This window comes from Kribbella sp. NPDC051952 (assembly GCF_040680855.1).
Classification (GTDB): domain Bacteria; phylum Actinomycetota; class Actinomycetes; order Propionibacteriales; family Kribbellaceae; genus Kribbella.
On sequence record NZ_JBFAXQ010000018.1, the window covers coordinates 1 to 13,083 of the forward strand.

Genomic DNA, 13,083 nt, shown 5'->3' on the forward strand with positions numbered 1-13,083 from the left:
ACCCACAACGATAGACACCGCCACCGACAGTTTTCAAAACCCGAAACCCCTTATATCCAAGGGATCCAGTTATCCACAACTAGCCAATCTGTGGACAACGCAGCCTCAATTTGCTGTAGGCAACAGTCGATGCAGCGGAAGCGCGCGGCGCTACAAGGTTGAGCGCAGGTCCCAGAGCGGTGGGTAGTAGCGGAGGTCCAGGCGGCTTCGGAGGTAGCCGGCTCCGGAGGAGCCGCCGGTGCCTGGTTTGGTGCCGATCATGCGCTCGACCATGACTACGTGGCGGGCTCGCCAGGCGGCGGCCAGTTCGTCGTGCTGGAGGAGGGCTTCGGCCAGTTCCCAGATGGCGCCGTAGTGGCCGCGGTCGCCGGCGACTTTGCGCAGGGCGTCGCGGGTGGCGTTGTCGGTGTCGAAACCGGCCTTCTGGAGTACGACGAGGAATGCGTCCCACAGCGTGGGTTCGGCCAGCCGCCGGTCGAGCCGCTCCTTCTCGATGGCGGTCAGGCCGCGGAACCGGCGTACGAAGGAGGGGTCCTTGGCGCCGGAGAGGAACTCGATCTCGCGGAACTGTACCGACTGGAACCCGCTCGCCGGCGACAGCCGGTGCCGGAATTCGCCGAAGTCCTGCGGCGTCATCGTCTCGAGTACGTCGACCTGCTGGATCAAGGTCCGTTCGATTGTATGGGCGCGGCGCAGGAGGTGCTGGGCGAGCCAGAGTTCGCCGGAGAGCATGGCGTCACGGGACGCGGTCAGTTCGTGTAGGACCTGCTTGAACCACAGCTCGTAGACCTGGTGGATCGTGATGAAGAGCAGTTCGTCGTGCGCGGGCGGATCCGACTCCAGCCGCTGCTGGTCGAGCAGCTCGGTCAGTCGGAGGTAACTGCCGTACGTGAGCCGCCCACCCTCCTCACCGAAGTGGACGTCGACCCCGTCCCACTGCCCCGCAACCCCGTCACCAGTGCTCATGACGCGAGAGTATCCGACGGCTTCGTGACCGGTCAGGGATTGGTTCGTTGGACCTTGAGTACGCCGATACGAGGAGTTGCATGTCCGCCACGGTTGAATCGCCAGTTGTCCCGGGACCGATTCAGGGACCCACGCGTGAAGAACCGCTGATCGAAGCGTTGCTGCTCGATGACTATCCCTCGCTGGTGCACCTGGCCTATCTGATCCTCCCGCCTTCGATCAGCCGGGCACAGCGGGTGGCCGCGGCCCACGCCGTGGTGCAGCGCGCGCTTCCGCCGGGGCTCACACTCCCGGTCGGCCACGGTCGCGAGCACATGCGAGGTCGTGTCGTACGCGAGGCCACTCGGCACGCGTCGCAGCGGTCCGCGCTGGACAGGTTGGGCAGTGTGCTCGCGCGCGCCGACTCGCTGAGCTTCGAGCCGTGCTCAACCAAGGTGGATCGGGTCGCGATCCGTCAACGCTGCGCGCGCGGCCGGCGTACGGCGATCGCCTGCACCCTGATCGTCGCCCTCGGCATCGGAGTATCACTCCTCCTCTCCTGACGGACCCAGGCATCTCGCAACGCACCAGGCCCGCACATCTTGACGGACCGGCGTCGGCCGCTTACCTTCGGTGACACCGCTTTCTTCCTACCGCCCCAGGGAGATTCGAGATGTTCCTTGGAATCGTTTCCAGTCTCAGTATGCTGATCCCACCCCTCGGCGCGCCGCCGCCGGTTCCGCCTCCTGAGACCCCGACGGTGAACATGTCCACACAAGCAACGATCTGCAACAAGTACTGCGACGCCCGCGACCCCGCCCTCTCCCCCGGCGACCGCTCCCCGGTGTCGGCGACGCTGTTCGGCCGGACCATCCGGCTGCACTTCGACGACACGGACGCGATGGGCTGGGCCTCGATCGAGAACGGCAGTCCCGGCGACGAGGTCTGGCTCGACCGCTCCATGGACGGCGGCCGCACCTGGGCCGGCGGCAGCCGCCTCGGCAACACCGCTATCCCTGCTGGGCAGGGCGGTTGGCGTACGCAGATGTTCAACGTCGACGACTGGAACAACCTCGGCGTCGGCGCCCTCCGCGCCTGCGGCAAGGCTGGCGACCGCGCCGACATCGCCTGTACGCGGTGGGCCCGCACCACCTGGAACGCCGGAGATCGTCGTACGGCGGCAGCCACCGCGCAGATGCAGTACTACGATCTCGCGACCGGCCTGTTCGACACCACCGGCTGGTGGAACTCCGCCAACGCGCTCAACGCGGTGATCGACAACATCCGGATCACCGGGATGGACAGCTACAAGTACGCGATCGCCCGTACCTACGATCTCAACCTGAATGCGCAGGAAGGCCAGTTCCGCAACGACTTCATCGACGACACCGGGTGGTGGGGACTCGCCTGGGTCGCGGCGTACGACCTGACCGGAGAAGCGCGCTACCTGCAGACCGCGAGGGCCGACGCCGACCACATGGCGGCGTACTGGGACAACACCTGCGGCGGCGGGGTCTGGTGGAGTGAGGCGAAGACGTACAAGAACGCGATCTCCAACTCGCTCTACATCCAGCTCAGCGCGGCCCTGCACAGCCGGATCCCCGGTGACACGACGTACCTGCAACGCGCGCAGGCCGGATGGACCTGGTTCCAGCAGAGCGGGATGATCAACGGCTCGCACTTGGTCAACGACGGGCTCGACCTGTCCACCTGCCAGAACAACGGCCAGACCACCTGGACCTACAACCAGGGCGTGCTGATCGGCGCTCTGACTGAGTTGTCCAAGGCAACGAACAACTCGGCGTACCTGACCACCGCCCGCCAACTCGCCGACGCGGCGACCACGGCCTCGTCCTTGCACACCGCCGACGGGATCCTCCGCGAACCCTGCGAGTCAGGCGATTGCGGCGGCGACGGCCCGTCCTTCAAGGGCGCGTACGCACGCGGTCTCGGCAAGCTCAACGCGGCCCTCTCGGATCACCCGTACACGTCCTACCTGCAACGCCAGGCCGATCGCGCGTACGCCGCAGACCGTACGCCGATGGACCAGTACGGACTGCGCTGGTACGGACCCGTCGACCAACTCGACGCGGCCCGGCAACAGTCCGCCCTCGACCTCCTCAACGCCGCCCCCTGACAGCGATATCGTGCCCACGTGACCGTACGACGCGAAGAACTGTTGCGCGTCCACCGGATGCCGAGCGACTGCATCTTCAAGCTCACGTTGACGATTGATGCGGACCGCATCACCTTCACCGAGTTCTACGACTACGGCCCGAGGGGCGACGATCCCGGCCGGGAGTACGGGTACAGCGTGCATGCGCCGTACGACGCCCTCGATCAACTCGCGGACGTGTATGCACCAGGGACCGAGGGACCGGCGGCAGATCGGCTCGTCCGCGCCTTCAACCACCTGATCACCGAGGGTGTACTAGGTGACGGCAGAGGCCTGAAGATCAATCAAACAAAGGTATTCGAGGGTTTCGAGGCGGCCGGCGTAGAGCCGACGACAAGTGTCTGGTCGTGGATCAACTCGGACTGATGGTCAGGGTGAACGTCGTGCCATCGACTGGGATCACCAGGCGGTGCACGGCCGGTCCCCAGACACTCGCCAGCAGATCGTCGTCCACCAGGCGCTGCTCCACGCGACCCGCACCACCCGTCCACGTGAGGTCAACGCGGCCATCGGCCAACGTCTGAACAACTAGGCGATCCGGCTGCTGATCCAGCGGCGTACCGGCAAGGACGAAGTGCTGCTCAGCCGTGCCCTCCCACTCGTCGGCGATGGTGATCACGCCCGCGTCCAAGGTGGCCACGCGACGACAGGGCGAGCCCGACAAACCCAGTGCGAGCGAGTTCTCCGTCGCGACGACGTCCGTTGCGCGATAGTCAGCCCCGGCGGATTGCTCTTGCCCATTGAGCAGCGGGACGTTATGCCAGTCGCTGCGAACCACCCAATGCTCGTAGCGGCGATCCGAGAACGACAGCGCGGTGTACGTCGGCTGACCAAGGTCGATCAGCACCGGAACACCATCGAGCGCCGCGATGAACGAGCCGACATCGTTGTGGTTGTGGTTCTCGTTGTTGTGCCCGCCCTTGATCGCCAACGTCAGGCCGCGCGAGCTGCCTGCCGTCTCTCGGACCACCAGGAGCTGCAGATCAGCGAGGTACGTCGAGCGAGGAAGCGGCAACGAAGTCTTGGCACTGGCCCACCACACGTCGTCGGTGAGCCCGACGAGCGCACGCCCGAGGCCGACAGCCGGCGCGATCGGCTGATCGCGATGCGCGGCGGCCTGAGCCATCACGCCGGCGTCGTCGTTCCGGCGGCCCCAGCGGTGCAGGATGTGCCACGGCTGGTTCGGATTCGGACGGGCGGAGCCGTCGGCCACGTTGACATACCAGCCATCGCCCAAGGCCATCCGTTGCGGATAGCGAGCCAGCTCCGCAAGCGGCGTACAACTCCAAGGCGCGAAGGCTCCGTCGGTGATGCGGTCAAGCACCTCGAGGGCTTCGACCAGGCGGGCCGGACCGTTCCACCAGTACGAGTAGCCCTCGTCGCAGCCGCCATCCGCCGGCAGCGATTCGAGGTAGCGGTCGAGTCCCTCGATGACCAGGTCGACGACCTCGCGCTGGATCTCGGCGTCGTCCTCGAGGAAGAGCGCGGCAGCCAGAATGTGGCCGTGGATCCACGGGGTCCAGTTGCTGAGGTGGCCGGTCAGCCCGAGCCAATGCCACCGCCGGTCGGTGCGGAACGGTTGGATGACGCGCCGCCGAACCTCCGCGCGAAGGCGTCGCCGCAACCCCGGCACGCGCTGGTCCAGTGCCGAACCGAGAACCAAGTCGGCCCAGGCCAGGATCTGCCCGGTCTCCGCCGCGCCAAGGTCGAGATATGGCTGGTCAGGATCGCCAAGCACCTCCTGTCGCTCGGTCGCGAACGACTCGTGCGCGGCCCAGCACCAGGTGGTCTGTTCACACAGCAACAGCAGACCGTCGGCGGCCTGATCGACGTACGCCTGGTCCGCGGTCAGGACGGCGGCCACGACAGCGGTCGACGTACGACGCCGCAGTTCGCCGGCCGGGTCTTCGTACGCGGTACGGACGCCGTCGCGCCAGAAGCGGGCGTAGTCCGACAGCAACGTGTGCGGCCAGGGCTGGAGGCGATCGGCCTCCGCCTCGGCCAGGATCGCCTGCACCGCCGAGCGATCCCGGGTCGACCAGGTGGCGCGTTCCGCCAGCTCCGGTACGCCGACCCGCTGCCGAGCCCTCGCAATCCCCTCGGCACGTCCGGCCGCATCAACAGCCATCCACCGCTCGGCGAGCCCCATCGATCCTCACTCCGTCCGGCAATCGCTTGCCCCGGAACCGTAGCAACCGCAAGGGCGGGAACCGTGGGTGACCGATCGGTAATGCCATGATGTGCGGCATGGAGCTGAAGTTGTCGGCGTCGTACGACGCCACCCCTGAGGAAGTGTTCGCGATCGTCACGGACGCCACCTTCCGCGAGCAGGCCTGCCAGAAGACCAAGGCGTTGTCGTACGACGTGAAGGTGACCGAGTCCGGCGGTGACACGATCGTCCGGGTCAGCCGCGAGATGCCGTCCGACGACGTACCCGATATCGCCCGGAAGTTCGTCGGCCAGACGCTGACCGTCGTACAGACCGAGACCTGGCACCCGGCCGCGGCGGACGGGTCACGGCGCGCCGATGTCGCCGGCGAGATCGCTAACACCCCGGTCAGCCTCAAGGGCAACGCGAGCATCTCGTCGAACGGCGGGCAGACGGTCCAGGCGATCGACCTGGACGTGAAGGTCGCGGTCCCGCTGATCGGCAAGAAGATCGAGCCGTTCGTGGTCGACGCGATCCGCTCAGGCCTGCAGAAGGAACACGACCTCGGCCGGGACTGGACCAAGTGAGTGTCGCTGCACCGATGAGCTGACCTCCGGTGGCAACCTGAAAAGAGTTGCCCCGGAGGTGAGCCTGTGATGCGAAAGCGCACCGCATCCGTCAGCGAGGATTCGCAGTACTGCGTCTTCTGCGCCACGGTGATGCCGTTCGAACGGATCGAAGCCGCGGATCACCTGGTCGACGAACCGGACGAGTGGATCTGCGTGAGGTGTGGATCCGCGCTACTGGTCGACCCACCGCTGCAGGAGCTCAACCGGACCGCCTGAGGTCAGAGCGGCGGTCCGAAGCCACACATGACCCGCTGGGCGTGTGCCGGATCGAGCGCGTTCGCGACCAGTTGGGCCACACTCGGGTCGAAGGCGAGCCCGACATGGCCGACCGGGTCGAGCGGGCAGGTGTCCTGGACGAACTGATTCGTTACGCCGGCCTCGCGGATGAACGACGTCTCGTGCGGTGTCACCAGCGCGTCGAAGCGGGACGCGATCACCGTGTACTTCACCCCGAGCTGAGCGATCGGGCCCGCGTTCAGCTGCTGTACGGCGGATCCGCCGACGATGAGCTCATCACAGGCCGGGCAGCCGAACTGCTGCAGCACCTGGTCAACCAGTGAGCCGAGACCGAGGAAGGCCCCCACGCTGACCAGGCCGGCGAACGTCGTGCCGTGCGTCGGTGGGGCGAGTGCGATCACCTTGCCCACTTGACCGGCGTACCCCCGGACCTTGGGACCGTAGATGCTCTGGAACGCGCCCTCGGAGTGACCCACGATGTCGACCTTGGCGGCGCCGGTCGCTGCACGGACCTGCTGCACGAAGGCCTGGATCTGGGCCGACGACTGGGTGACCGAGATCGTGCCGCCGACGGGGATCGACGGTGAGGCCTGGCCGTAGGTGAGAGTAAAAGCGCAGTAGCCTCTGGCGGCGAGGAACGGACCGAGGTATGAGTAGTTGCCGGGACCGTTGCCGCCGAGACCGTGCAGCAGGACAAGGGGATTCGGGTGCGCGGCAGATGGTTTGCAGGACCAGTCGTCGAAGCCCGAGGACGGCGGCGTTGCCGCGGTCGCACTCGTGGCAGAAACAGTGACAGTGGTAATGGCAGTGGCGGTGAGGAGCACGGCAGCCAGCAGGCTCGTGACGGCTCGGCGGATGGGAATTGGCATGTCGGCTCCATGGCGCTATCGTTCGGTGACGCTGCGATCACGGAAAGTTGAGCACGAGTCCTGGTTACAGACAAGAGCTCGTATTGGAAACATGTTCGCTAGGTTACTAAGCCGCCACGCGGGGTAGTGTCCAGCGCATGGGCAGAACCATCCGCGGCCTCGATGCCGGACAACGCCGGGCCGAACGACGCGAGCACTTGCTGGACGCAGCGCTCAAATTGTTCGCCGACAACGGCTACCTCGGCACGTCGATCGAGCAGATCTGCAGTACGGCGTACATCGGCACGAAGAGCTTCTACGAGCTGTTCTCGAGCCGGGAGGAGTGCTACCTCGCACTGCTGAAGCGGACCTCCGAACGCCTGGAGGAACAGGTGGCCGGCGCCGCGTCGCAGGCCGCCGGCACCAACGAGCGGCAGGAAGCGCCGATGCTGCTCTCGGTCTTCGTGCACTCGCTGCTCGACGACCCGCGGATCACCAAGGTCACCTTCGGGATGGCGTCCGGGATCTCGGAGTCGGTCGAGCGCCAGCGCCGGACCAACCGGCGCTGGGCGGCCGGCTTCCTGGTCCAGATCTGGGACCGGTACGACGGCCCGCCGCCCCAGGAGCAGCGAGCCGTCCGGCACAGCGTGGCGATCGGACTGGTCGGCGGGATGTTCGACCTGATCTCGGACTGGCTGCTGGACGCCGACCTCGACGACCAGAACCAGGTCGAGACCCTGCTCGACGACATCACAACCTTCTACATCACCGTCCGCCGAGGCCTACTCACCTAACTTCTAACCCTGGTGCGGGTACCGGTAGTCCGTCGGCGGCGTGAAGGTCTCCTTCATCGACCGCGGCGAGGCCCACCGGATCAGGTTCCACATCGACCCGGCCTTGTCGTTCGTACCGGAAGCTCGCGCCCCACCGAACGGCTGCTGCCCAACCACCGCACCGGTCGGCTTGTCGTTCACATAGAAGTTCCCGGCCGCGAACCGCAGATACTCAGCGGCCTCCGCGATCGCGTGCCGATCCTGCGCGATCACCGCACCGGTCAGCCCGTACGGCGCCGAGTGCTCCATCCCCCGCATCACGGCGTCGTAGTCGGCGTCGTCGTACACGTGCACGCCGAGGATCGGGCCGAAGTACTCGGTGCTGAAGATCTCGTCGGTCGGGTCGTTCGAGACCAGCAGCGTCGGCCGGACGAAGTACCCCTCGCTGTCGTCATAGGTGCCACCGGCAACGATCTCGATGGAGTCGGTCGCCGCGGCCCGGTCCAGCGCCGCCTTGTGCTTGGCGAACGCGCGGTCGTCGATCACCGCGCCGATGAAGTTCGACAGGTCGGTCACGTCGCCCATGGTGAGCGAGTCGGTCTCGGCCGCGATGTCGTCGCGGATCCGGTCCCACAGCGAGCGAGGAACGTACGAACGCGAAGCCGCCGAGCACTTCTGCCCCTGGTACTCGAACGCGCCGCGCACCATCGCGGTCTTCAGCACCGCCGGGTCGGCCGACGGGTGCGCCAGGATGAAGTCCTTGCCTCCGGTCTCGCCGACCAGTCGCGGATAGGTCTTGTACGACGCGATGTTCGTGCCGACCGTGCCCCACAGCGACTGGAACGTCTTGGTCGAGCCGGTGAAGTGGATACCGGCCAGGTCCGGGTGGGTCAGCGCGGCCTTGCTCACCTCGAGGCCGTCGCCGGTGACCAGGTTGATCACGCCGGCCGGCAGGCCCGCGGCCTCGAACAGCCGCATCGTCCAGTGCGCCGCGAACTGCTGCGTCGGCGACGGCTTCCAGACCACGGTGTTGCCCATCAGCGCCGGCGCGGTCGGCAGGTTGCCGGCGATGGCGGTGAAGTTGAACGGGGTGATCGCGTAGACGAAGCCCTCGAGCGGGCGGTAGTCGACGCGGTTCCACACGCCCGGGGACGAGATCGGCTGGTCGCTGACCAGGTGCCGCGCGAACGCCACGTTGAAGCGCAGGAAGTCGATCAGCTCACAGGCCGCGTCGATCTCGGCCTGCTGGACCGTCTTCGACTGGCCGAGCATGGTGGCCGCGTTCAGGGTGTCGCGCCAGGGGCCGGCCAGCAGGTCGGCCGCCTTGAGAAAGATCGCGGCGCGGTCGTCGAACGACAGCGCGCGCCAGGACGGGGCTGCGGCGAGCGCCGCGTCCACAGCCGCCCGGCCGTCGGCCTCGGTCGCGTTGCCCAGCGTGCCGAGCACGTGCGCGTGCTTGTGCGGCTGCACGACCTGGATCGGGGCGCCGCCACCGACCTTCTGCTCGCCACCGATCGTGCAGGTCAGGTCGATCGCCCCGGCCGCGCTGAACTCCTTGAGCTTCGCTTCCAGACTCGCTCGCTCACTCGAACCGGGCGCATACCCCTTGACGGGTTCGTTGGCAGGCGTCGGAACGGCGGTAACGGCATCCATGGTGGCGAAGCTCCTCTGCTGGGGTGGGGGCCGGTATGGGTGGGCGGCCCGCCCGGGGGTGATGACACAAGAATGGTGCCATGACTGACCACGGGAAACGAACCTGACCACAAACCTGACCACAAGGCTCACTGGTCCGGTCAGGAAGCGGCCACCCCACGCCGCACCATTTGTAGCATACGTTTCACCCGAGCACCCTCCACAGCGCTCATGAGCAGGGCGGTAGGTCAGCGGCGCCAGGGCATGTGTTGGAGCGCCCACGTGTTGCCGTCGGGGTCGCTGAACCAGGCGTAGAAGACGCCACCGAGGTCTTCGGTCGGGCTGATGTCGACACCGCGACCGATCAGCTCCTCCCGGGACGCCTCGATGTCCTTGACCACGAGGTGCAGCCCGCGGAGCGTGCCGGCCGGCATGTCGAGCTGCGGCAGGCCGGTGGCCAGGGTGATCGAGCAGTGCGAGCCAGGCGGCGTGAGCTGGACGATGCGTACACCGTCCGCCGGCGAGACGTCGACATCGACGTGGAAACCGGCCTGCTCGGAGTAGAACCGCTTGGCCCGATCGACATCCGTCACCGGAACCGGCACGAGCTCCAGCAGGTACGCCCCCGGCTCGACCACCACCGCAGTGGGGTCGGCCGGGATCTCGGACGCATCCTGGGGAATCTCGGTCTGGGTCGGAGGCTGCTCGCTCATGCGGACTTCTTCGCGGCCTTCTTAGCAGCCGCGGTCTTCTTCGCCGGGGCCTTCTTCGCGGCCGCCGCCTTCTTGGCCGGAGCCTTCTTAGCAGCCGCGGCCTTCTTCGCCGGGGCCTTCTTGGCCGTCTCGCCGTCCCCGGAGCCACCGCCGGAGCGGCGAGCCTTGGCGGCCTCGACCGACGCGCGCAGTGCGGCGACCAGGTCGACGACCTCGGCGCCCTCGGTCTCTTCCTCCTCGGTGTCCGGCAGCGGAACGCCCGCCGCCTTCGCCTCGACGACCTTCTCCAGCGCCTGCCGGTACTCGTCGTGGTACTGATCCGGGTCGAACTCGCCCCGCAGCGTGTCGATGTACGACGACGCCATCGCCTTCTCCTGGGACCGGATCTCCACGTCCTCCGGCGGCGCTGCGAACGACGCGTCCCGCACCTCGTCCGGCCACAGCATCACCTGCAGCACGAGGATGTCGTCGACCGTCCGCAGCAGGCCGAGGCTCTCCCGCGACCGCAGCGCCACCTTCACCAGCGCATACAGCTCGGAGCCGTCGAGCGCGTCCCGCAGCAGCACGTACGGCTTGGCACCCGGCCCGCCGTCAGCCTGCAGGTAGTAGGACTTGCCGAGGTACAGCGGGTCGACCTGGTCCGCGGGCACGAACTCGAGCACGTCGATGACCTTCTTGCTGGACAGCGGAAGGTCCGCGAAGTCGTCCGGCTCCAGCACCACCATCCGGCCGTCGGGCATCTCGTAGCCCTTGCCGATATCGGAGTACGGCACCTCTTCACCGTCGATCGAGCACACCCGCTTGTACTTGATCCGTCCACCGTCGGCGACATGCACCTGGCGGAACGAGATGTCCTTCTCCTCGGTCGCGGAGAACACCTTGATCGGGATCGTCACCATCCCGAACGAGATGGCCCCCTTCCAGATCGCCTGCATCGCCATCAGCTCCCTAGCTCAAGCCCTCAGCCCGCCGCGGGGTCCCTCCGCGGCCAGCAGGTCCGGGATCTCTTGTGTCGCGTACCACAACAGGTCTTCAGCCTCGCACGAATCGAGGGCGAAAACCGCGTCGTCATCACCATTCTGAGCCGCCTCCCAAAGGTCGGCAGCCTTCCCGACCACGGGCGCGGCGCCCGCCGCATCCACGTGCACGGCGGCCAGCGTCCGCCACGGGATCACCACGTGCAGCTCCAACTGGGCATCCCCCAGCTCCACCGACCCGTCAGCCGGCGGTACGGCGCTGACCTCAGCCGCCACCACCACCCGTCGCCGGGCGGTCCCCGGATCGGCGGCCAGCAGTCCTACCGAAGCGCGAGCCGCCTGCGCCATCGCGGCGTACTCCAGCTCCTCGTCGTCTCCGTTGGCGTACCACTCCCGCAGCGCCGGGGTGACGGCGTACGCGGTCAGTGGCGCCGGGCCGAACTCGCCCGTGTGGCACGCGTCATCCAGCAGCCGCAGCGTGGATGGGATGTAGACCCTCATGAGCCCGCCTTCTTCGTCGTACCGCGGGGTTTCTTCCGGCCCCGGGAGGCCCGGTTCCGGCTGCCCTTGGTGGTGTCGAGCAACTCGTCCAGCGCATCCGTCACACATTGGGCGAAAACAGCCAGGTCGGGCATCGCGGTGCGGTCCGCGTTGAGCCCGTAGAACACCTTCCCGTCGTACGACGTGACGCCGACGGACAACCCTTGTCCGGGCATCAACGGGACGACCGGGTACGACGCCTGCATCGGGGCGCCCTGTGCGTACAGCGGGAACTGGGGGCCGGGCACGTTGGTGATCACGACATCGTCGATCGGGCGGACCGTCGTGGTGGCGACCCGGGCCGCGAGCGCGTGCAGCGTGGTCGGGGCGAACCCGGCGATGCCGACCAGCGACCGGGCACTGACCGCGCGGCCGGTGTCCTTGTGCACCTTGGTCTGGTACGAGATCTGGTGCATCCGCATGACCGGAGAGTTCTCGCCGACCGGGAGGTTCACGGTGGAGGCGATCACCCGGGACCCGAGCGAGGTCGGCTCCTCGTCCTCGTCGTCGCGGATGCTGACCGGGACCACCGCACGCACACTCCGGGTCGGGCCGACGCCCTCGCCGCGGGTCATCATCCAGGCGCGGAACGCACCCGCGACGACCGCGAGGATCACGTCGTTGACCGTGCCGCCGTGCATCGCGCGGACGGTCCGGTAGTCCTCCAGGTCGGTCACCACAGTGGTGAAGCGGCGCTGTCCGGACGTCTTCACGTGCAGCGAGCTCTCTTGCACATGTCGCTGCGCGGCCAGTGAGCCGACGACTCCGCCGAGCACCTCGCGGACCGAGGTCGAGCCGGTCAGGCTGGCCATCTCCGCCCGGGCCAGCTCGAGGACGGCGGTCGGGTGGCGGGTGGCGTCCGAGAACACACCGGCGAGCAGCTCCAGCGCCGAGGGCGGGTGGTTGGGCTCCCAGGTGTCGGTCGGGGTGTCGTTGGGCTGCGCCGTCGAGTCCAGGACGACCTGGCCGATGTCGACCGTACTGTTGCCGTCGACAAGAGCCTGGTGGGACTTCGCGATGATCGCAAACCGGTCACCTTGGAGGCCCTCGACCAGGTACATCTCCCACAACGGGCGGGCCCGGTCCAGGCGCCGGGACATGATCCGGGCGACCAGCTCGAGCAGCTGGGCGTGCGTCCCGGGCCGGGGCAGGGCCGAGCGCCGGACGTGGAAGGTGATGTCGAACTCTTCGTCGTCCACCCAGACCGGCCCGGCGAAGCGGCCGGGCACGTGCTGCACCCGCTGCCGATACCGCGGCACGAACGCGATCCGGTCCCGGATCAGCGCGACCAGGCTCTCGTAGTCGAACCCGTCGTCCCCGTGCACCGGCGGCTCGAAAATATCCACCGTGCCGACATGCATCGGCGTGGCCGGCGACTCGGCCTTCAGGAAGGTGAGGTCCAGCGACGTCAACCGATCGGGCATCGGGTCACCTTCCTCTCTACTGGTCAGCTTGTCTCGTCAC

General features: G+C 67.4%; 14 protein-coding genes. 6 read left to right on the forward strand and 8 right to left on the reverse strand.

The genetic code is table 11. The features are described from left to right. Window positions 1–150 precede the first annotated feature (150 nt). Window positions 151–966, reverse strand: a complete 816-nt coding sequence (locus tag AB0L70_RS28695) for a tryptophan 2,3-dioxygenase family protein (RefSeq protein ID WP_363689517.1) — start codon at window positions 964–966, stop codon at window positions 151–153. A gap of 80 nt (window positions 967–1,046) precedes the next feature. On the opposite strand from AB0L70_RS28695, the gene AB0L70_RS28700 reads away from it, so the two are divergent. The 3 genes from AB0L70_RS28700 (at window position 1,047) to AB0L70_RS28710 (ending at window position 3,487) form a co-directional block, all read left to right on the forward strand. Then, window positions 1,047–1,508, forward strand: a complete 462-nt coding sequence (locus AB0L70_RS28700; RefSeq protein ID WP_363689519.1) for a hypothetical protein — start codon at window positions 1,047–1,049, stop codon at window positions 1,506–1,508. A 140-nt stretch (window positions 1,509–1,648) separates the two neighbouring features. Then, the gene (locus AB0L70_RS28705) at window positions 1,649–3,082 is read left to right on the forward strand and encodes a glycoside hydrolase family 76 protein (protein WP_363689521.1); all 1,434 of its coding nucleotides are present in this window, start codon (window positions 1,649–1,651) and stop codon (window positions 3,080–3,082) included. Between the two features lie 18 nt (window positions 3,083–3,100). Beyond that, window positions 3,101–3,487 (forward strand): hypothetical protein, encoded by a 387-nt coding sequence (locus AB0L70_RS28710; protein WP_363689523.1) that lies wholly within the window; start codon window positions 3,101–3,103, stop codon window positions 3,485–3,487. On the opposite strand, the gene AB0L70_RS28715 is transcribed toward AB0L70_RS28710, so the two are convergent. Further along, window positions 3,474–5,270 carry a heparinase II/III family protein gene (locus AB0L70_RS28715; protein ID WP_363689525.1) on the reverse strand — a complete coding sequence of 599 codons (1,797 nt, stop codon included), beginning with the start codon at window positions 5,268–5,270 and terminating at the stop codon, window positions 3,474–3,476. The two genes, AB0L70_RS28710 and AB0L70_RS28715, sit on opposite strands and share 14 nt — an antisense overlap. 98 nt (window positions 5,271–5,368) lie before the next feature. On the opposite strand from AB0L70_RS28715, the gene AB0L70_RS28720 reads away from it, so the two are divergent. Together AB0L70_RS28720 and AB0L70_RS28725 are read left to right on the forward strand one after the other, a co-directional pair. Then, on the forward strand, window positions 5,369–5,857 hold the full coding sequence (locus AB0L70_RS28720; RefSeq protein WP_363689527.1) for a DUF2505 domain-containing protein: 489 nt from the start codon (window positions 5,369–5,371) through the stop codon (window positions 5,855–5,857). Between the two features lie 69 nt (window positions 5,858–5,926). After that, on the forward strand, window positions 5,927–6,115 hold the full coding sequence (locus AB0L70_RS28725; protein ID WP_363689529.1) for a hypothetical protein: 189 nt from the start codon (window positions 5,927–5,929) through the stop codon (window positions 6,113–6,115). A gap of 2 nt (window positions 6,116–6,117) precedes the next feature. On the opposite strand, the gene AB0L70_RS28730 is transcribed toward AB0L70_RS28725, so the two are convergent. Beyond that, window positions 6,118–7,005 carry an alpha/beta fold hydrolase gene (locus tag AB0L70_RS28730; RefSeq protein ID WP_363689531.1) on the reverse strand — a complete coding sequence of 296 codons (888 nt, stop codon included), beginning with the start codon at window positions 7,003–7,005 and terminating at the stop codon, window positions 6,118–6,120. A gap of 137 nt (window positions 7,006–7,142) precedes the next feature. Here AB0L70_RS28730 and AB0L70_RS28735 point away from each other — a divergent pair, with 137 nt between their 5' ends. After that, a complete protein-coding gene (locus tag AB0L70_RS28735; RefSeq protein ID WP_363689533.1) occupies window positions 7,143–7,778 on the forward strand; it encodes a TetR/AcrR family transcriptional regulator in 636 nt (211 codons plus the stop codon). 3 nt (window positions 7,779–7,781) lie between these two features. Here AB0L70_RS28735 and pruA read toward each other — a convergent pair whose 3' ends face one another. The 5 genes from pruA to AB0L70_RS28760 form a co-directional block, all read right to left on the reverse strand. Then, a complete protein-coding gene (pruA, locus tag AB0L70_RS28740; protein ID WP_363689535.1) occupies window positions 7,782–9,410 on the reverse strand; it encodes an L-glutamate gamma-semialdehyde dehydrogenase in 1,629 nt (542 codons plus the stop codon). Window positions 9,411–9,637: 227 nt separating this feature from the next. Further along, on the reverse strand, window positions 9,638–10,102 hold the full coding sequence (locus AB0L70_RS28745) for a VOC family protein (protein WP_363689537.1): 465 nt from the start codon (window positions 10,100–10,102) through the stop codon (window positions 9,638–9,640). Then, window positions 10,099–11,043: a Ku protein gene (locus tag AB0L70_RS28750; RefSeq protein ID WP_363689539.1), complete on the reverse strand. Its 945-nt coding sequence runs from the start codon at window positions 11,041–11,043 to the stop codon at window positions 10,099–10,101. Before AB0L70_RS28750 ends, AB0L70_RS28745 begins: the two co-directional genes overlap by 4 nt. 12 nt (window positions 11,044–11,055) lie before the next feature. Continuing rightward, window positions 11,056–11,580, reverse strand: a complete 525-nt coding sequence (locus AB0L70_RS28755; RefSeq protein WP_363689541.1) for a hypothetical protein — start codon at window positions 11,578–11,580, stop codon at window positions 11,056–11,058. Further along, window positions 11,577–13,043 (reverse strand): wax ester/triacylglycerol synthase family O-acyltransferase, encoded by a 1,467-nt coding sequence (locus AB0L70_RS28760; protein ID WP_363689543.1) that lies wholly within the window; start codon window positions 13,041–13,043, stop codon window positions 11,577–11,579. The genes AB0L70_RS28755 and AB0L70_RS28760 overlap by 4 nt, the downstream gene beginning before the upstream one ends. Window positions 13,044–13,083 lie beyond the last annotated feature (40 nt).